Here is an 18,218-nt window from a genome sequence, read left to right as displayed (position 1 = left end):
CGTGCCGGCCCGTCCCGTCGCCCCGCCGGCGGGCGGCCTGGGCTGGGCGAACCTCGGCATGGACATCGTGTCCGTCAACCGTGTCCGCCGGCTCCTCGACCAGTACGGGGAGCGCTTCTTCGAGCGGATGCTCACCCCCGGCGAACTCGCCGACTGCCGCACCTCCACCGGGCTCGACGTGCTCAGCCTGTGCGGACGGATCGCGGCCAAGGAAGCCGCCTTCAAGACCTTACGGGTCCGGGGCAGGTTCCTGCCCTGGCCGGACATCGTGGTGCGGCGCTCCGACGGCGGCTGGCCGCTCGTCGAACTCCGCGGCGCCGCCGCCGAGATGGCGTCCGGCTCCGGCATCGCCGAGATCACCGTGTCCATCAGCCACGACGTGGACTACGCGGTGGCGGTCGCCGCCCCCGTGCTCGCCCCGCTGCCCGCCAACACACCGACCACGCGAACGACTTGAGGAGATCCATCATGGCCGACGGCCTTCAGCAGGTGAAGAACTGGATCCTGGAGCGCCACCCCGAGCGCCAGGACATCGCCCCCGACCTCGACCTCATCGAGAACCGGCTCATCGACTCCCTCTCCTTCGTCGAGTTCGTCTTCCTCCTGGAGCAGGAGTCCGGCGTCTCCATCCAGATGGAGACCCTGGAGGTCGACGCCATCCGCACCCTCGCCGCCATCGAGACGCACTTCTTCGCGGCGGCCGGAGCGACGGCCGGAGCGGAGGCGGTGCAGGCATGAGCGGCCGCCTCTTCACCTCCGAGTCCGTGACCGAGGGGCACCCCGACAAGATCGCCGACCGGATCAGCGACACGATCCTCGACGCGCTCCTCGCCCAGGACCCGCAGGCCCGCGTCGCCGTCGAGACGCTGATCACCACCGGCCAGGTCCACATCGCCGGCGAGGTCACCACCACCGCCTACGCCCCGATCGCGCAGCTGGTCCGCGACGCCATCCTCGACATCGGCTACGACTCCTCCGCGAAGGGCTTCGACGGCGCCTCCTGCGGCGTGTCCGTCTCCATCGGCGCCCAGTCCCCGGACATCGCGCAGGGCGTCGACACCGCCTACGAGTCCCGCGTCGACGGCGCGGACGGGGAGACGGCCGCACAGGGCGCCGGCGACCAGGGCCTGATGTTCGGCTACGCCTGCGACGACACCGCCGAACTCATGCCGCTGCCCATCGCGCTCGCGCACCGGCTCTCCCGCCGCCTCACCGAGGTCCGCAAGGACGGCACCGTCCCGTACCTGCGCCCGGACGGCAAGACGCAGGTCACCATCGAGTACGACGGCGACCGCCCGGTCCGCCTCGACACCGTCGTCGTCTCCTCGCAGCACGCCGCCGACATCTCCGTCGAGGGCCTGCTCACCCCCGACGTCCGCGAGTACGTCGTCGAGCACGTCCTCAAGGAGCTCGTCGAGGAGGGCATCGCCCTGGAGTCGGACGGCTACCGCCTCCTGGTGAACCCGACCGGCCGCTTCGAGGTCGGCGGCCCCATGGGCGACGCGGGCCTCACCGGCCGCAAGATCATCATCGACACGTACGGCGGCATGGCCCGCCACGGCGGCGGTGCCTTCTCCGGCAAGGACCCCTCCAAGGTCGACCGCAGCGCCGCGTACGCCATGCGCTGGGTCGCGAAGAACGTCGTCGCGGCGGGCCTGGCGCGCCGCTGCGAGGTCCAGGTCGCCTACGCCATCGGCAAGGCCGAGCCCGTCGGCCTCTTCGTCGAGACCTTCGGCACCGAGGCCGTGCCCGTCGACCGCATCCAGGAGGCCGTCTCCACGGTCTTCGACCTCCGCCCCGCCGCGATCATCCGCGACCTCGACCTCAAGCGGCCGGTGTACGCCCGGACGGCGGCGTACGGCCACTTCGGCCGCGAGCTCCCCGACTTCACCTGGGAGCGCACCGACCGCGTGGACGCCCTGAAGACGGCGGTGGACGCCCTGACGGCGGCGGTGGACGGCCCGAAGACGGCGGCGGAGGGCTGACGGTCATGCGCATCGCTGTCACGGGGTCCATCGCGACCGACCATCTGATGACCTTCCCCGGGCGGTTCGGCGAGCAGCTGCTCGCCGGCCGGCTGGACCGGGTCTCCCTGTCGTTCCTCGCCGACGACCTGGAGGTCAGGCGCGGCGGAGTGGCGGCGAACATCGCCTTCGGGCTCGGCGTCCTCGGCCTGCGCCCCGTCCTCGTGGGCGCGGTCGGCGCCGACTTCGAGCCGTACCGGGTCTGGCTCAAGGAGCACGGCGTCGACACCGACGCGGTGCGCGTCAGCGCCTCCCTGCACACCGCCCGGTTCGTCTGCACCACCGACCGGGACCAGAACCAGATCGCCACCTTCTACGCCGGGGCGATGGCCGAGGCGCGCGCGATCGACCTCGGCGAGGTCGTCGCCCGCACCGGCCGCCCGGACCTGGTCCTGGTCTCCCCGGACGACCCCGAGGCCATGCTCCGGCACACCCGCGCCTGCCGCGACCTCGGCGTCCCCTTCGCCGCCGACCCCTCGCAGCAGCTCGCCCGGCTCGACGGCGACCAGGTGCGCCGGCTCGTGGACGGGGCGCGGTACCTCTTCACCAACGAGTACGAGACCGCCCTCCTCCTGGAGAGGACCGGCTGGACGGAGGCGGAGGCGCTGCGCCGGGTCGGCGCCTGGATCACCACCCACGGCGAGGCGGGCGTACGGATCCGGGGCGAGGGCCGCGCCCCGCTCGCCGTGCCCGCCGTGCCCGTCGGCCGCGTGACCGACCCGACCGGCGTCGGCGACGCCTTCCGGGCCGGTTTCCTCGCCGCGACCCTGTGGGGCGTCCCCGAGCGCCACGCCGCCCAGCTCGGCTGCGCCGTCGCCGCGACCGTCCTCGGCCACGTCGGCACCCAGGAGTACCGGATCGGCCGGGACGCGCTGCTCGACCGCGTCCGGGACGTCTACGGCCCGGCCGGCGCGGACGCCCTCGCCCCGCACCTGAGGGGGCCGGCGTGAAGCCTTCGCTGCGCGAGGAGTTCGCCCGCCGGGTCGTCGTCGCCGACGGCGCCATGGGCACCATGCTCCAGGCCGCCGACCCGACGCTCGACGACTTCACCGGCCTCGAAGGCTGCAACGAGATCCTGAACCTCACCCGCCCCGACGTCGTCGCCGCCGTCCACGACGCCTACTTCGCGGTGGGCGTGGACTGCGTCGAGACCAACACCTTCGGGGCGAACCTGGCCGCGCTCGCCGAGTACGGCATCGAGGACCGGGTGTACGAACTGTCCGAGGCCGGCGCGCGGATCGCCCGCACCGCCGCCGACGCCCGCACCGCCGCCGACGGCCGCCCCCGCTGGGTCCTCGGCTCCATGGGCCCCGGCACCAAACTGCCGACCCTCGGACACGTCGCGTACGGGCCCCTCCGCGACGCCTTCCAGCAGAACGCGGAGGGCCTGGTCAGGGGCGGCGCGGACGCCCTCCTGATCGAGACCTCGCAGGACCTGCTCCAGACGAAGGCGGCCGTCGTCGGCGCCCGTCGCGCCCTGGACCGGGTGGGCCTCGACCTCCCCGTCATCGTGCAGGTCACGGTGGAGACCACGGGGACGATGCTGCTCGGCTCCGAGATCGGCGCCGCGCTCACCGCCCTCGAACCCCTCGGCATCGACATGATCGGCCTCAACTGCGCCACCGGGCCGGCGGAGATGACCGAGCACCTGCGCCACCTCGCCCGGCACGCCCGCATCCCGCTCTCCGTGATGCCCAACGCGGGCCTGCCGGTCCTCACCGCCGAGGGCGCCCACTACCCGCTGTCCCCGGAGGAACTGGCCGACGCCCAGGAGGGGTTCGTCCGCGCCTACGGCCCCTCGCTGGTCGGCGGCTGCTGCGGCACGACCCCGGAGCACCTGCGGGCGGTCGTGGACCGGGTACGGGGCGCGGCCGTCCCCGACCGCCGTCCGTCCCCCGAACCGGGCGCCTCCTCCCTCTACTCCCACGTGCCGTTCCGGCAGGACACCTCGTACCTGGCGATCGGGGAGCGGACGAACGCGAACGGGTCGAAGAAGTTCCGCGAGGCCATGCTGGAGGGCCGCTGGGACGACTGCGTGGAGATGGCGCGGGACCAGATCCGCGAGGGCGCGCACATGCTCGACCTGTGCGTGGACTACGTGGGCCGCGACGGCGTCGCCGACATGCGGGAGCTGGCCGGCCGCTTCGCCACCGCCTCCACCCTCCCGATCGTCCTCGACTCCACCGAGGTGCCCGTCCTGCGCGCCGGACTGGAGAAGCTCGGCGGCCGCGCGGTCGTCAACTCGGTGAACTACGAGGACGGCGACGGCCCCGAGTCCCGCTTCGCCAAGGTCGCGGCCCTGGCGCGGGAGCACGGCGCCGCCCTGATGGCGCTGACCATCGACGAGGAGGGCCAGGCCCGGACGGCGGAGAAGAAGGTCGAGATCGCGGAGCGGCTGATCGCGGACCTGACGGGGAACTGGGGGATCCGCGAGTCGGACATCCTCATCGACACCCTGACCTTCACCATCTGCACCGGCCAGGAGGAGTCGCGGAAGGACGGCATCGCGACGATCGAGGCGATCCGCGAGCTGAAGCGCCGCCACCCCGAGGTGCAGACCACCCTCGGCCTCTCCAACATCTCCTTCGGCCTCAACCCGGCCGCCCGGATCGTCCTGAACTCGGTCTTCCTGGACGAGTGCGTGAAGGCGGGCCTGGACTCCGCCATCGTCCACGCCTCGAAGATCCTCCCCATCGCCCGGCTCGAACCCGAGCAGGTCGAAGTGGCGCTCGACCTGATCCACGACCGCCGCCGCGAGGGCTACGACCCCCTCCAGCGGCTCCTGGAACTCTTCGAGGGCGCCACCGCCCAGTCCCTCAGGGCGGGCAAGGCCGAGGAGCTGGCCGCGCTGCCCCTGGAGGAGCGCCTCAAGCGCCGGATCGTCGACGGCGAGAAGAACGGCCTGGAGGCCGACCTCGCCGAGGCGCTCGCCGGCCGGCCGGCCCTGGAGATCGTCAACGACGTGCTGCTCGACGGCATGAAGACGGTCGGCGAGCTCTTCGGCTCGGGGCGGATGCAGCTGCCGTTCGTGCTCCAGTCCGCCGAGGTCATGAAGACCGCGGTGGCCCACCTGGAGCCCCACATGGAGAAGTCCGACGCCGACGGCAAGGGCACCATCGTGCTCGCCACCGTCCGCGGCGACGTCCACGACATCGGCAAGAACCTCGTCGACATCATCCTCTCCAACAACGGCTACGACGTCGTCAACATCGGCATCAAGCAGCCCGTCTCCGCCATCCTCGAAGCCGCCGAGGAACACGACGCCGACGTCATCGGCATGTCCGGCCTCCTGGTCAAGTCCACCGTGATCATGAAGGAGAACCTGGAGGAGCTGAACGGCCGGGGACTGGCGGAGAAGTACCCGGTGATCCTCGGCGGCGCCGCCCTGACCAGGGCCTACGTCGAGCAGGACCTCCACGAGATCTACCAGGGCGAGGTCCGCTACGCCCGCGACGCCTTCGAGGGCCTGCGCCTCATGGACGCGCTGATGGCGGTGAAGCGGGGCGTCCCCGGAGCCGTACTGCCCCCGCTCAAGCAGCGGCGGGTGCCGCGGCGGGAGACGCCGCTCCGGGTGCCCGAGCCCGAGCCCGGCGGCCGCTCCGACGTCGCCGCCGACAACCCCGTGCCCGAGCCCCCCTTCCTCGGCACCCGGGTCGTCACCGGGATCCCGCTCGCCGAGTACGCCCCCTGGCTCGACGAGACCGCTCTCTTCAAGGGCCAGTGGGGGCTCAAGGACGCCGGGACGATCGAGACGGAGGGCCGGCCCCGGCTGCGCGCCCTCCTGGACCGGATCGCGCGCGAGGACCTGGTGGAGGCGGCCGTCGTGTACGGCTGGTTCCCCTGCGTGTCCAAGGGCGACGACCTGATCGTCCTGGACGAGGACGGAGGCGAGCGGACCCGCTTCACCTTCCCCCGCCAGCAGCGGGGCCGCCGCCTCTGCCTCGCCGACTACCACCGCGCCGAGGACGCCGGAGAGGTCGACGTCATCGGCCTCCAGGTCGTCACCGTCGGCTCCCGGATCGGCGAGGAGACCGCCCGCCTCTTCGCCGCCGACGCCTACCGCGACTACCTCGAACTCCACGGCCTGTCCGTGCAGCTGGCGGAAGCGCTCGCCGAGTACTGGCACGCGCGGGTGCGCCGCGAGTGGGGGATCGCCGGCGGCGACCCCGACGGCCTGGCGGGCATGCTCCGCACCGACTACCAGGGCTGCCGCTACTCCCTCGGCTACCCGGCCTGCCCCGACCTGGAGGACCGCGCCAAGATCGCCGAGCTGCTGCGCCCGGAACGGATCGGGGTCGTGCTCTCGGAGGAGTACCAGCTCCACCCCGAGCAGTCCACCGACGCCCTCGTCGTCCACCACCCGGAGGCGACCTACTTCAACGCGGGAGGCCGCAGGTGACGCCCACCTACTCCTTCGAGTTCTTCCCGCCGAAGACGGAGAAGGGCGAGCGGACCCTGTGGGACGCGATCCGGCGGGTGGAGGCCCTGGCCCCGGACTTCGTCTCCGTCACGTACGGCGCCGGCGGCTCCTCCCGGGACCGCACCATCGAGGTCACCCAGCGCATCGCCGCCGAGACCACCCTGCGGCCCGTCGCCCACCTCACCGCCGTGGGCCACTCGGTCGCCGAACTGCGCACCGTCATCGGCGCCTACGCGGACGCGGGCGTCAAGGACGTCCTCGTCCTGCGCGGCGACCCGCCGGGCGACCCGCGCGGCCCCTGGACCCCGCACCCCGACGGCTTCCGCCACGCCTACGAACTGGTCGAACTCGTGCGCTCGCTCGGCGACTTCAGGATCGGCGTCGCCGCCTTCCCCGAGGGCCACCCGCGCTCCGAGAGCCCGGAGAGCGACCTCGCGCACTTCGTCGCCAAGTGCCGGGCCGGCGCCGACTACGCCGTCACGCAGATGTTCTTCGACCCCGAGGACTACCTGCGGCTGCGGGACCGGGTCGCCGCCGCCGGCTGCGACACCCCGATCATCCCCGAGATCATGCCCGCCACCGACGTCCGCCAGATCCGCCGCTTCGCCGAACTCTCCGACGCCGCCTTCCCCGAGGACCTGGCGCACCGCCTGGAGGCCGCGAAGGACGATCCGGCGCGCGCCCACCGCATCGGCGTCGAACACGCCACGCACATGGGCCTGCGCCTCCTCGACGAGGGGGCGCCCGGCCTGCACTACATCACCCTCAACAAGTCGACGGCGGCCCTGGAGATCCACCGGGCCGTCCTCAGCAGCAGGAGAATCGCCGCCCATGTCTGACGCCACCGGCACCCCGTTCACCGACTTCAAGGTCGCCGACCTCTCCCTCGCCGCCTTCGGCCGCAAGGAGATCACCCTCGCCGAGCACGAGATGCCCGGCCTGATGGCGATCCGCCGCGAGTACGCCGAGTCGCGGCCGCTCGCCGGCGCCCGCATCACCGGCTCCCTCCACATGACGGTCCAGACCGCCGTCCTCATCGAGACCCTGGTCGCCCTCGGCGCCGAGGTCCGCTGGGTGTCCTGCAACATCTACTCCACCCAGGACCACGCCGCCGCCGCGATCGCCGCCGCCGGGATCCCCGTCTTCGCCTGGAAGGGCGAGACCCTGGAGGAGTACTGGTGGTGCACCGAGCAGGCCCTCACCTGGCCCGGCGCCGAAGGTCCCAACATGATCCTCGACGACGGCGGCGACGCCACCCTCCTCGTCCACAAGGGCGTCGAGTACCGGAAGACCGGCGCGCTCCCCGAGGCCGAGAACGAGGAACTGGCCGTGGTCCGCGCCCTGTTGGAGAACAGCCCGCTCGACTGGCCGACGCTCGCGGCCGGCATCCGCGGCGTCACCGAGGAGACCACCACCGGCGTCCACCGACTGTACGAGATGCACCGCGAGGGTGCCCTCCTCTTCCCGGCGATCAACGTGAACGACGCGGTGACGAAGTCGAAGTTCGACAACAAGTACGGCTGCCGCCACTCCCTGATCGACGGCATCAACCGTGCCACCGACGTCCTCATCGGCGGCAAGACGGCCGTCGTGTTCGGCTACGGCGACGTCGGCAAGGGCTGCGCGGAGTCCCTGCGGGGCCAGGGCGCGCGGGTGATCGTCACCGAGATCGACCCGATCTGCGCGCTGCAGGCGGCGATGGACGGCTATCAGGTCGCGACGCTGGACGACGTGGTGGAGACGGCGGACATCTTCATCACGACGACGGGCAACAAGGACATCATCATGGCGTCCGACATCGCCCGGATGAAGCACCAGGCGATCGTGGGCAACATCGGTCACTTCGACAACGAGATCGACATGGCGGGTCTGGCGAGGATCCCGGGGATCGTGAAGGACGAGGTGAAGCCGCAGGTCCACACGTGGACGTTCGAGGACGGCAAGGTCGTCATCGTCCTGTCCGAGGGCCGGCTGCTGAACCTGGGCAACGCGACGGGTCATCCGTCGTTCGTGATGTCGAACTCCTTCGCGGACCAGACCCTGGCCCAGATCGAGCTGTTCACGAAGCCGGAGCAGTACCCGACCGACGTGTACACCCTCCCGAAGCACCTGGACGAGAAGGTCGCCCGTCTCCACCTCGACGCGCTGGGCGTGAAGCTCACGACGCTGCGTCCGGAGCAGGCCGCCTACATCGGCGTCCCGGTCGAGGGCCCGTACAAGCCCGACCACTACCGCTACTGATGTGTACCGACGACACCCGCGACCCCTGGCTGCCCGACCGGCTCCTGCGCACCGAGCGGGACCTGCTGATGCCGCTGCTGCGCCGCACCCCCGAGGAGGCGTACGAGCTGCGCACCGCCTGCCCCGGGTGGACGGCGCGGCAGGTCCTCGCGCACTGCGGGGCGGCGCTGGTCCGGATCGTGGAGGGCCGCCTCGAAGAGGGGGTCTTCCTGCCCGAGGCCAACGCCCGTGACGTGGCCGAACGCGAGGACTGGCCGCTCGGCCGGGTCCTCGACGAACTGGAACGCGGACTCACCGAGGCGGGCCCGGTGATCGCCGGGCACGAGGACGGGCGGCTCGACGCGGTCGCCCTCGGCGAGTGGGTGCACGCGGGGGACGTCCGGGAGGCGTTCGGCGAACCCGGCGCCTACTGCGGCGCCGCCCTCGCCCTCGCCCTCCCGCTGCTCTCCGTCACCAGCCGCCGCCGGGAGACCCCCCGCCTGGTCGGCCGGCTCGCCGGCCACCCGGGGGAGGTCACCCTCGGCAACGAGGTCGAGGGCCGCCCGCCGGCCGCCTTCCACGGCGACGCGGCCACCCTCGTCCGCATCTACGCCGGCCGCCCCCTGGTCCGCACCCGCTACGCCCTCACCGGCGCGACCGAACAGGAACTGCTGATCTACCGCTGAACGCCTCGCCCGTTCGGGCCCCGCCGCGGTGCGGGGCCCCCGGCGCGGGGGTGTGCTGGTCGGGACCCCACCCCCGCACGCACGGGAGCAGCAGCATGGCCGTCATCGTCACCGTCGAGATCCCCGGCGGCACGCAGGAGCAGTACGAGTCCGCGATGCGCCGCCTCGACGCGGCCGAGTGGTGGCCCCCGCAGGGCTTCCTCGCCCACGCGGCGGGCCCCGACGGAAGCGGCGGCTGGCGGGCGGTGGACTTCTGGGACACGGAGGAGGACTTCCTCGCCTTCGCCGCCCGGGCCCGCCCGGTCTTCCAGGAGGCGGGCCTCCCGCCGATCCTCCCGCGCTTCCAGGACGCGGTGAACGTCGTCCTCCCCTGACCGGCCCCCGGCGAAAACCCTTTGCGGCCGGCCGGCCGGCGCGACCACCCTTCCCCCATGAGCAGTCATCCCACCTCGCCCCGCCCCGTGGCGGACCTCTTCGCCGCGGACGGGCGCCTCGTCGCGATCCCGCGCCGCCCGGCCCGCCGCGAGGCGCTCCTCGCCCATCTGGCGGAGACCCTCTTCGCGTCCGGCCGCGTCTACCGCGAGGCCGAGGTCAACGAGGCGCTGAAGACCGTCCACGAGGACTACCCCGCCCTCCGCCGGTACCTGGTCGTCGGCGGCTTCCTCGCCCGCACGAAGGACGGCGCGGCCTACCACCGACAGCGGACGGCCCCGCTCCCGGGAGGCGCGACGCCCTCCGTCGCGTGACCGGCACGGCGGTGGCCGGCCTGCTGGCCGGCTACGGCATCGCGATCCCGGTCGGCGCGGTCGGCGCGCACCTGGTGGCGGTCGCGGCCCGCAGCCCGTGGCGTACGGGAGCGGGCGCGGCGCTCGGCATCGCGGCGGCGGACGGGGCGTACGCCCTGCTCGCGGTCGCCGGCGGCACCGCCCTCGTCCCGCTCCTGGCCCCGGTCGCGACCCCCCTGCGCTGGGCGTCCGCGCTCGTCCTCCTGGCCCTCGCGGCGACCTCGGCCCGCGCCGCCGTGCGCGCCCACCGGGCCGGCGCCCCGCCGGACGACCGTCCGGCGACGCCCCCGCACCGCGCCTTCTGGACCTTCCTCGGGATCACGGTCCTGAACCCGATGACGGTCCTCTACTTCACGGCCCTGGTCCTCGGCGGCCACGCCGCGGCCGGCCCCGCCGACGGCGCCGTCTTCGTGGCCGCCGCCTTCACCGCATCGGCCAGTTGGCAGCTCCTCCTGTCCACCACCGGCACCCTCCTCGGCCACGCCCTCACCACCCCGCGCGCCCGCCTCCTCACGGCCCTCGCGTCGAGCACCCTGATCGCGTCCCTCGCGGTGGGCGTGCTGGTGTGAACCCCGGCCCGGTCCGGCCTAGTAGGGCTGGACCAGGACGTGGGCCGCGCCCGGGATGCCGATCTTCAGGAGGGCGTCCTCCTCGGGGGTGGTGGGGAGGCCGGTCTCCTGCTTGAGGACGGCGCGGGAGAGGGACTGGACCCACAGGGCGCGGGGGCGGCGGCGGGCCTCCCAGGCGGTGAGGGCGGCGGGGACGGTGTCCTCGTCGCGGAGGGAGTCGGCGAGGACGAGGGCGTCCTCGACGGCCATCGCCGCGCCCTGGGCGAGGTGCGGGGTGGAGGCGTGGGCGGCGTCGCCGGCGAGGACGACCCGGCCGACGTGCCAGGGGTCCTCGACGGTCACCTGGGAGATGCGGGTGTAGACGACGGAGGCCGGGTCGGTGACGGAGGCGAGGGCCTCCGCGACCGGGCCGGAGAACATCGAGAGGCGCTTCGCCAGTTCCTCGTGGGCGGTGTCGGCGCCGGGGCGGAAGTCCTCGTCCTCGGCGAACACGACGCCCAGGTACATGAGGTCGTCGGTGATGGGGGTGAGGAGGGCCTTCGCCTCCTGCCCGGCCATGCACATCACGACGCCCTCGACCTGCGGGAGGCGCGGCACGGTGACCCGCCAGTTGGCGAAGCCGGTGTACTCGGGGGTGTGGCGGTCGCCGTAGAGGCGGGTGCGGAGCGGGGAGCCGATGCCGTCGAAGCCGACGACGAGGTCCCAGCGGCCGGCGGAGCCGTCGGTGAGGGTGACGTCGACGCCGTCGCCGTCGTCGGTGAGCGCGTCGATGGTGGCGCCGAAGCGGATGACGGCGCCGGCCGCGCGGGCGCCGTCGGCGAGGAGCGCGGCGAGCGCGGGCCGGGGGATGCCGTTGGCGGGCGGGGCGTCGCCCATGCGGGGCTGCGGGATCTCGGCGCGCGGGGTGCCCGCGGGGTCGGCGATCGTGAGGATCTCCCACTCGAAGCCCGCTGCGAGGCAGGCGTCGAGGAGACCGGCCTCGCGCATGACGTGCAGGGCGTTGGAGGGCTGGATGATGCCGACGCCGAGCGCGTCCAGCTCGTCGCGGACCTCGGCGACCTCCACGGTGTGGCCGCGGCGGGCCAGCAGGGTGGCGAGGGTGAGTCCGCCTATGCCGCCGCCGTGGATGAGGACGCGCAGGGGTGATGCCATCTCGGGTGCCTCCAGGGCAGGTTCGTACGGGGAGAGAGAAGCGGGGGAGGGTCAGGCCGGGGCCGGGAGGGTCATCAGGTGGTCGACCAGGGCCAGCAGGGCGTCCTTGCCGAACTCCCGCCGCCGGACGTCCCCGATGAGCAGGGGGACGTGCGGGTCGAGGTCGAGCGCGGCCCGGATCTCCTCCGCCGTGCGGGTGTTGTGGCCGTGGAAGCAGTTGATGGCGACGACGAAGGGGATGCGCCGGCTCTCGAAGAAGTCGATGGAGGCGAAGCTCGTCTCCAGGCGCCGGGTGTCGGCGATGACGACCCCGCCGAGGGCGCCCTGCACGAGGTCGTTCCACATGAACCAGAAGCGTTCCTGGCCGGGGGTGCCGAAGAGGTACACCACCAGTTCGTCGCTGACGGTGATGCGGCCGAAGTCCAGGGCGACGGTGGTGGTGTCCTTGGCGCCGACGCCGGCCAGGTCGTCGACGCCGACGCTGGCGGTGGTCAGGTACTCCTCGGTCCGCAGCGGGGTGACCTCGCTGACGGCTCCGACGAGGGTGGTCTTCCCGACGCCGAAGCCGCCGGCGACGAGGATCTTGACGGCGGCGGGGGCCGCCTCGGGGGTGGTCATGGGTCTCAGAGTCTCCGGATTCCGTCACGGACGGCGGCCAGCAGGTCGTGGCGGTCGCCGGCGGCCCGGGCCATCGACAGCGGGGCCCGGGCGCCGAGCAGGCCGAGGCCCACGAGGTCGCCCAGCAGGATCTTGGTCACCGATACGGGCAGGCCGAGGGAGGCGGCGACCTCCGCGACGGCCAGGGGGCGCCGGCACCGGTCGAGGATGAGCCGGTGCTCGGGCTGGAGCCGCTGGGGGCGGAGCGGCCGGCCGAACTCGTCGAGGGGCTCCTCGACGGTGGTGACCACCGTGATGAGGGTGAGGTCGTCGCGCTCGGGCGCGGTCCGGCCCCGGGTCACGGTGTAGGGGCGGACCATGGTGCCCGCGGCGTCCTCGTACCCGTCCTCGTCCTCGTACCCGTCCCCGTACGGGTCGCCGGGGGGCCGGCCGCCGGCCATCAGCGGGGGCCGGGCGCGGAGCCGAAGGCGTCGAAGTCGGACCGCGCGGGCGCGCCCAGCTTCTGGCCGACCTGCTGGACCAGGTTGTGCATGGCCAGCGACATGACCTCCGCGTCGACCTCCTGGGAGGCGACGACGGCGAGGTGGGTGCCCTGGCCCGCGGAGACGATGAAGAGCCACAGCTCGGAGAGCTCGACGATCACCTGGTGCACGGCGCCGCCGTCGAAGAGCTGGCCGACCCCCCGGGCCAGGCTCTGCTGGCCGGTGCAGATCGCGGCGAGCCGCTCGGCGGAGGCGCGGTCGACGGACCGGGAGTGGCTGACGACGAGGCCGTCGTCGGAGAGCAGCACGGCGCTGCGCGTCTCGGCCACGGACTCGACCAGGCCGTCGAGCAGCCAGTCCAGCTCCTGGTGGGTGGCGATGGTGCGGGGGGTCATGACCATTCTTCTCTCGGGGAGGGGGCGGGGGAGGGGGCGTCGGGCTGCGTGCGGGCCGCGCGGGACCGGCGCTGGAAGGCGCCGATCGTCGCTCCCGCGCGGCGGGGTGCGGGCCGCAGCAGGGGGTCGGTCCGCCAGTCCGGCGGGGGAGCGGTCGTGGTCTGCGGCGCGTCCGGCGCGATCCGCAGCTCGTCGACGAGGCTGGCCTGCCGCACCCGGCGCGGCAGCGGCTGCTGGGGCACGCCGGGGTGCGCGGTGGGCGCGAGGGGCGTGAGGGGCACGTGGTACGGCAGTGCCGGGAGGTCGTCCCGTGCGGGGGGCACGGGAGGGGCGGCGGGCGCGGAGGGGGCGGCGGGCACGGGGGCGTACGGCTCCGGGGCGTACGGCGCGGAGCCGTACGGCGCGGGCGCGGCGTCCCACGCGGCGGAGTGCCCGCCGGTCACCTCGGCGAGGGCCTGCCCCCGGCCGCGGTGCGGCAGCGCGTCCTCCCCGGCGGCGGGGGCGGGCACGGGGAGCGGACCCACGGTGCCCACGGGGACGACCGCGCCGGCGGTCTCGGCGGACTCCACGGGGACGACCGGGCCGACCGGACCGGGCTGCGCGAAGGGGTCCGCCGGGAACGGCTGCCCGGCCTCGAACCGCGGCTCCGCCGGGAACGGCTGCTCGGCGGGGAAGGCGTGCTCCGCCGGAACCGGGTGCTCGGCCGGGAACTGCTGCTGGTCCGCCTGGAACTGCGGCTCCGGCTCGAACTGCTGCTGCTCGGCCGGGAACTGCTGCTGGTCCGCCTGGAACTGCTGCTGTTCGGCCTGGAACCGCTGCTGCTCCGCAGGGCGCGGCAGCGGGGCGACGGGAGCGATGCCCTGGCCCTGGGGGGCGGTTCCGGCGATCTCCTCGGCGCCGGCGACGAGCTCGTGCGGGACGAGGACGACGGCGCGGGTGCCGCCGTAGGCGGAGGAGCGGAACTCGACCCGGAGGCCGTACTGGGCGGCGAGGCGGGAGACCACGTGCAGGCCGAGCCGGACGTCCTCGGTGCGGGCCAGGAGGTCCATCCGGGGCGGCCGGGCCATCAGTTCGTTGAGCTGGGCGAGCTGGTCGTCCTCCATGCCCAGGCCCCGGTCCTCGACCTCGATGGCGAGACCGCGGCTGACGTGGGCGGCGCGGACCTCGACGGGGCTCGGCGGCCGGGAGAAGCTGAGGGCGTTCTCGATCAGCTCGGCGAGGACGTGGGTGACGGGCCCGACCGCGCGCGGCGCGATCCAGGGGGTGCCGTCGAGGTCGAGCACGACCCGGCGGTAGTCCTGCACCTCGCCCTGCGCGGAGCGCATGACGTCGAGCAGCGCGACGGGCCGGCGCCAGCGCCGGTGCGGGGAGCCGCCCGCGAGGATGACCAGGTTCTCCTCGTACCGGCGCAGGCGCGCGGTGAGGTGGTCGAGGTCGAAGAGGTCCTCCAGGATCGCGGGGTCCTCGTGCCGGTGCTCCAGGTCGCCCAGCTTCTTCATCTGCTGGCCGATGAGCTGCTGGGTGCGGCGGGCGATGCGCTGGAGCAGCCGCTCGAAGCCGCGGTGCTGGTCGGACTGGCGGACGGCGGCTTCCAGGGCGCTCGCGCGGGCCAGGTTCAGGGTCTCGGCGAGGCGGGTGAGCTCGTCGTCCGCGTGGTCGTTCTCGTCCTGCCGGATGCTCAGCACCTCGGTCTCGACGTCGATGCGCTCGCCCTGGGAGAGCCGCTCCACGATCTCGGGGAGGCTGCGCTCCAGCGCCTCGGCCTGCTCGTGGAGGCGGCCGATGCGGTGGCGCAGGGTGCGGGTCAGGCGCCAGGTCACGGTGATGACGGCGACGATGGCGAGCAGGCCGATGAGGGTGGTGAGCGCCAGCCGCAGGAGCAGGGACATGATGCTGCCCTTGCCCTCCTCGACGACGAGGGCGGTGCGGTGCTGGAGCAGGGCCTCGATGCGGCCGTCGACGGAGTCGAGGGAGGTGCGCCAGGACTTCTCGTCCACGGTGAGGGGGACGGCGCCGGTGGAGGTGGCGCGGCCGGGGGCGAGGACCGTGTTCTCGGCGGCCGTCTTGGACTTCCACTCCGGGCTGTCGACGATCGCCGCCCACATGGTCCGCTCCTCGGCGGACAGGTAGGGCACGACGGAGGAGACGTAGGTGAACTCCTGGGCGGAGACGGACTGCCGGAAGGCGGCGAAGTCGCGGGCGCCGAGGCTGCGTCCGGACCAGGAGCGGGCCAGCAGGGCGTCCGAGCGGGAGATCATCTCCTTGACGCGGAAGAGGTCCACGAGCGGCTGCGACAGCGTGGTGATGTGCCCGTTGTCGACGTGGCTGAGGGCGGCGAAGAGGTCGAGGTCGACGGCGATCAGGTCGCTGTAGTACTCGTACACGGCCTGCTGCTGGTCCTGGTCGCCGCTGTCCACGAGGGAGCGCTGGGCGTCGAGCCGGGCGATGGCGGCGCGGGCGCCGGACACGGCGTCCAGGACCTCCTGCGGGGCGCCGTCCTCGGAGACGTCCGAGAGGGTCTGGAACTGCCGGACGGCCTCGTCGGTCTTCGCCCGCTGCTCCTTGAGCGCGGCTTCGGAGCCGCCCCGCCCGGCCAGGACCTCGGCGCTCAGGCGCCGTTCCTCCTGGAGCGCGTAGTAGACGAGGTTGGACGGCTGTCCCGCCTTCTCGGCGAGCAGGCCCTGGCCGGCCTGGCGCTGGAAGTCGAGGAAGACCTGGCCGCTGGCGACGCCCCAGAGCGCGATCAGGGCGACGGCGGGGACGAAGGCGATGATCAGCAGGGTCCTGCCCAGGGACAGGGAGGACGTCCTGCGGACCCGCTCGGATGTGCGCTTGCGCAGAGCATGCTCCTCGACAGGGAACGGATGTGACCGTTCAGACACCGCATGTGCATCGACGCGTGCATATTAGTCACCTTCCGATCACAACCGATCGCGAGGTAGGCGGAATGCCCCATTCCTGCACGTCAATTGATGTGCGATCAGACGGAACCCCCGGCGGAAGGGGGTCCGCCGGGGGTTCCGGATGGGGGCTCGGGGGAGCGCCGGAGGCGTGAGCGCGGAGGTGCCGGCCCGCGCTCGGGGAGCTCCGGCTCGGGCTCGGGGGGTCCGGCTTGGGGGGCTCCGGCTCCGGCTGGGGGCTCCGGCTCGGGCTCGGAGGCTCAGGCGCCGGTGGCGTACCTCGCGAGGAACAGGTCCACGCCGGAGGCCATCACGCGCTCCAGTTCGGCGTCGTCGAAGGCCGCCTCCGGGGAGAAGGTGCACGCGAGCTGCGGCACCCCGACCGTCGCCCCCACGAGCTGGCGGACCGCCAGGTCAGGGTCCGGCACGTCGAGCACGCCGCGCGCGTGCAGCTCGGTGAAGGCCGCGACGAGCGGCCCGTCGTTCATGTCGCGGCCGAGCCGGTACCAGAGCCGGCCGAGCTGCGGGAAGCGGTCGATCTCGCCGATCACCAGCCGCCGCAGCGACATGATGTCCGGCCGCAGTAGGATCCGCGCCCACGCCGTCGTCAGCCGCACCAGCGCGGTCCGCAGGTCGGGGGCGCCGGCGAGCCCGGAGTTCACCGGCTCCAGTTCCGCGTACGTCGTCGGCAGCACGCCCCCGACGACCGCCAGGAACAGCCGCTCCTTGCTGCCGAAGTGCTTGTAGACCGTCGCCTTCGACACCCCGGAGCGGGACGTGATCGCCTCCATCGAGGCCGCCGAGTACCCCTCCGCGAGGAACTCCGCCAGCGCCGCGTCGATGATCGCCCGCCGCTTGCGCGAGGCCGCGTCGGCCGGGTCCGGGAGCACCGGGATCCCGTCCGCGTCGAGGACGTCCTTGCTGCTCCCGGCGGGTTCGGCGGCCATGGCGGTACGTCCTCGGAGGTGGGGGAGGGGGCGCTTCCAGTTTAGGGAGGGGGCGGCTTCCGCTGTCAAGACTGAACCGTACGGTCTGTGAACTGAACCGATCGGTTGCAAAACTGAACCGTTCGGTCTAGTTTCATTCTCGCCGGGCCGCACCGGCCCGCACCGGCCGGCCCGCTCCTCCGAGCGGGCCATCCCGAGGGGGGAACTCCGTGACCGCCACCGACGCCACCGCCACCACCGTCCCGGCTCACGGCGGTGCCGTGACCGCCACCCACATCGGCACGGCCACCCTCCTCCTCCGCGTCGGCGGCCTCGCCGTCCTCACGGACCCGGCCTTCGACCCGGCCCCCGCCGAGTACCCGGGCGACCGCCCCCTCCGCCGTACGCAGGACCCGGCCCTCGCCCCGGCCGACCTGCCGCCCCTCGACCTGGTGCTCCTCTCCCACGACCAGCACGCCGACAACCTCGACGTCTCCGGCCGCGAGGTCCTGGCCGGGGCGCCCCTCGTCCTCACCACCCCCGAGGCTGCCGCCCGGCTCGGCGGCCGGGCCGAGGGCCTCGCCCCCTGGGAGACCCGCACCCTCCCCGCCCCCGCCGGCGGCCCGCTCACCGTCACGGCCGTCCCCGCCCGTCACGGCCCCGAGGGCACGGAGGCGGTCACGGGCCCGGTCACCGGCTTCGTCCTCGCCCACGGGGACCGCACCCTCTACATCTCCGGCGACACCGTCCTCCACGACGCCCTGGACGCCGTCGCCGGCCGCTTCGCCGTCGACACCGCCTTCCTGCACCTCGGCGACGCCCACTTCCCCTCCACCGGGGACCGCGCCTTCTCGATGAACGCGGAGGACGGCGCCGCGCTGGCCCGCACCCTCGGCGCCCGCACCGTGATCCCCCTCCACTACGAGGGCTGGGACCACTTCACCGAACCCCGCGCCCGCATCGAGGCGGCGTTCGCGAAGGCCCCGGCCCCCCGTCTGCGCTTCCTCGCCCCGGGCGTCGCCGAGACGGTCTGAGGGACCC

General features: G+C 73.6%; 18 protein-coding genes. 12 read left to right on the top strand and 6 right to left on the bottom strand.

Annotated elements, in window-relative coordinates:
* The first annotated feature begins 1 nt into the window (after position 1).
* The 11 genes from acpS to IE326_RS10090 all read left to right on the top strand — a co-directional run bounded on the left by acpS (position 2) and on the right by IE326_RS10090 (position 10,704).
* Positions 2-457: a holo-ACP synthase gene (gene acpS / locus IE326_RS10140; protein ID WP_150230269.1), complete on the top strand. Its 456-nt coding sequence runs from the start codon at positions 2-4 to the stop codon at positions 455-457.
* A gap of 11 nt (positions 458-468) precedes the next feature.
* A complete protein-coding gene (locus IE326_RS10135) occupies positions 469-738 on the top strand; it encodes an acyl carrier protein (RefSeq protein WP_150230272.1) in 270 nt (89 codons plus the stop codon).
* Complete coding sequence (gene metK, locus IE326_RS10130; protein ID WP_150230274.1) at positions 735-1,985, top strand: methionine adenosyltransferase; 1,251 nt, start codon at positions 735-737, stop codon at positions 1,983-1,985. The genes IE326_RS10135 and metK overlap by 4 nt, the downstream gene beginning before the upstream one ends.
* 5 nt (positions 1,986-1,990) lie before the next feature.
* Positions 1,991-2,974 (top strand): carbohydrate kinase family protein, encoded by a 984-nt coding sequence (locus tag IE326_RS10125; protein WP_150230277.1) that lies wholly within the window; start codon positions 1,991-1,993, stop codon positions 2,972-2,974.
* Positions 2,971-6,423 (top strand): methionine synthase, encoded by a 3,453-nt coding sequence (metH, locus tag IE326_RS10120; RefSeq protein ID WP_190041333.1) that lies wholly within the window; start codon positions 2,971-2,973, stop codon positions 6,421-6,423. Before IE326_RS10125 ends, metH begins: the two co-directional genes overlap by 4 nt.
* Positions 6,420-7,283, top strand: coding sequence for a methylenetetrahydrofolate reductase [NAD(P)H] (gene metF, locus IE326_RS10115; protein WP_150230283.1), 864 nt, complete (start codon positions 6,420-6,422; stop codon positions 7,281-7,283). Before metH ends, metF begins: the two co-directional genes overlap by 4 nt.
* Positions 7,276-8,685 (top strand): adenosylhomocysteinase, encoded by a 1,410-nt coding sequence (gene ahcY / locus IE326_RS10110; protein ID WP_150230285.1) that lies wholly within the window; start codon positions 7,276-7,278, stop codon positions 8,683-8,685. The genes metF and ahcY overlap by 8 nt, the downstream gene beginning before the upstream one ends.
* Positions 8,685-9,350: a maleylpyruvate isomerase family mycothiol-dependent enzyme gene (locus IE326_RS10105; RefSeq protein WP_150230287.1), complete on the top strand. Its 666-nt coding sequence runs from the start codon at positions 8,685-8,687 to the stop codon at positions 9,348-9,350. Before ahcY ends, IE326_RS10105 begins: the two co-directional genes overlap by 1 nt.
* A 95-nt stretch (positions 9,351-9,445) precedes the next feature.
* Positions 9,446-9,724: a hypothetical protein gene (locus IE326_RS10100; RefSeq protein WP_150230290.1), complete on the top strand. Its 279-nt coding sequence runs from the start codon at positions 9,446-9,448 to the stop codon at positions 9,722-9,724.
* Between the two features lie 57 nt (positions 9,725-9,781).
* Positions 9,782-10,096 (top strand): DUF2087 domain-containing protein, encoded by a 315-nt coding sequence (locus tag IE326_RS10095; RefSeq protein ID WP_150230293.1) that lies wholly within the window; start codon positions 9,782-9,784, stop codon positions 10,094-10,096.
* Complete coding sequence (locus IE326_RS10090; protein WP_150230295.1) at positions 10,093-10,704, top strand: LysE family transporter; 612 nt, start codon at positions 10,093-10,095, stop codon at positions 10,702-10,704. The genes IE326_RS10095 and IE326_RS10090 overlap by 4 nt, the downstream gene beginning before the upstream one ends.
* Positions 10,705-10,722: 18 nt before the next feature.
* On the opposite strand, the gene IE326_RS10085 is transcribed toward IE326_RS10090, so the two are convergent.
* The 6 genes from IE326_RS10085 to IE326_RS10060 all read right to left on the bottom strand — a co-directional run bounded on the left by IE326_RS10085 (position 10,723) and on the right by IE326_RS10060 (position 17,198).
* Positions 10,723-11,856, bottom strand: coding sequence for an FAD-dependent monooxygenase (locus tag IE326_RS10085; protein ID WP_190041332.1), 1,134 nt, complete (start codon positions 11,854-11,856; stop codon positions 10,723-10,725).
* A 51-nt stretch (positions 11,857-11,907) separates the two neighbouring features.
* Positions 11,908-12,474 carry a GTP-binding protein gene (locus IE326_RS10080; protein ID WP_030749749.1) on the bottom strand — a complete coding sequence of 189 codons (567 nt, stop codon included), beginning with the start codon at positions 12,472-12,474 and terminating at the stop codon, positions 11,908-11,910.
* Positions 12,475-12,479: 5 nt separating this feature from the next.
* A complete protein-coding gene (locus IE326_RS10075) occupies positions 12,480-12,914 on the bottom strand; it encodes a DUF742 domain-containing protein (protein ID WP_150232969.1) in 435 nt (144 codons plus the stop codon).
* Positions 12,914-13,351 carry a roadblock/LC7 domain-containing protein gene (locus tag IE326_RS10070; RefSeq protein ID WP_150232971.1) on the bottom strand — a complete coding sequence of 146 codons (438 nt, stop codon included), beginning with the start codon at positions 13,349-13,351 and terminating at the stop codon, positions 12,914-12,916. Before IE326_RS10070 ends, IE326_RS10075 begins: the two co-directional genes overlap by 1 nt.
* Positions 13,348-16,233, bottom strand: a complete 2,886-nt coding sequence (locus tag IE326_RS10065; RefSeq protein ID WP_190041331.1) for a sensor histidine kinase — start codon at positions 16,231-16,233, stop codon at positions 13,348-13,350. The genes IE326_RS10070 and IE326_RS10065 overlap by 4 nt, the downstream gene beginning before the upstream one ends.
* Positions 16,234-16,511: 278 nt before the next feature.
* Positions 16,512-17,198, bottom strand: coding sequence for a TetR/AcrR family transcriptional regulator (locus tag IE326_RS10060; RefSeq protein WP_190041330.1), 687 nt, complete (start codon positions 17,196-17,198; stop codon positions 16,512-16,514).
* Between the two features lie 209 nt (positions 17,199-17,407).
* Here IE326_RS10060 and IE326_RS10055 point away from each other — a divergent pair, with 209 nt between their 5' ends.
* Complete coding sequence (locus IE326_RS10055) at positions 17,408-18,211, top strand: MBL fold metallo-hydrolase (RefSeq protein WP_229915275.1); 804 nt, start codon at positions 17,408-17,410, stop codon at positions 18,209-18,211.
* The last annotated feature ends 7 nt before the right edge of the window (positions 18,212-18,218 follow it).

The sequence above is a fragment of the Streptomyces filamentosus genome (genome assembly GCF_014654895.1).
Lineage (GTDB): Bacteria > Actinomycetota > Actinomycetes > Streptomycetales > Streptomycetaceae > Streptomyces > Streptomyces filamentosus.
This window is presented reverse-complemented; position numbering and strand designations above follow the sequence as displayed.

Excerpts from the sequence above, each read along its gene's own strand:
- IE326_RS10135 (WP_150230272.1), top strand. The coding sequence starts at position 469 with ATGGCCGACGGCCTTCAGCAGGTGAAGAACTGGATCCTGGAGCGCCAC.
- metK (WP_150230274.1), top strand. The coding sequence starts at position 735 with ATGAGCGGCCGCCTCTTCACCTCCGAGTCCGTGACCGAGGGGCACCCC.
- IE326_RS10125 (WP_150230277.1), top strand. The coding sequence starts at position 1,991 with ATGCGCATCGCTGTCACGGGGTCCATCGCGACCGACCATCTGATGACC.
- ahcY (WP_150230285.1), top strand. The coding sequence starts at position 7,276 with ATGTCTGACGCCACCGGCACCCCGTTCACCGACTTCAAGGTCGCCGAC.
- IE326_RS10105 (WP_150230287.1), top strand. The coding sequence starts at position 8,685 with ATGTGTACCGACGACACCCGCGACCCCTGGCTGCCCGACCGGCTCCTG.
- IE326_RS10100 (WP_150230290.1), top strand. The coding sequence starts at position 9,446 with ATGGCCGTCATCGTCACCGTCGAGATCCCCGGCGGCACGCAGGAGCAG.
- IE326_RS10095 (WP_150230293.1), top strand. The coding sequence starts at position 9,782 with ATGAGCAGTCATCCCACCTCGCCCCGCCCCGTGGCGGACCTCTTCGCC.
- IE326_RS10085 (WP_190041332.1), bottom strand. The coding sequence starts at position 11,856 with ATGGCATCACCCCTGCGCGTCCTCATCCACGGCGGCGGCATAGGCGGA.
- IE326_RS10080 (WP_030749749.1), bottom strand. The coding sequence starts at position 12,474 with ATGACCACCCCCGAGGCGGCCCCCGCCGCCGTCAAGATCCTCGTCGCC.
- IE326_RS10075 (WP_150232969.1), bottom strand. The coding sequence starts at position 12,914 with ATGGCCGGCGGCCGGCCCCCCGGCGACCCGTACGGGGACGGGTACGAG.
- IE326_RS10070 (WP_150232971.1), bottom strand. The coding sequence starts at position 13,351 with ATGACCCCCCGCACCATCGCCACCCACCAGGAGCTGGACTGGCTGCTC.
- IE326_RS10060 (WP_190041330.1), bottom strand. The coding sequence starts at position 17,198 with ATGGCCGCCGAACCCGCCGGGAGCAGCAAGGACGTCCTCGACGCGGAC.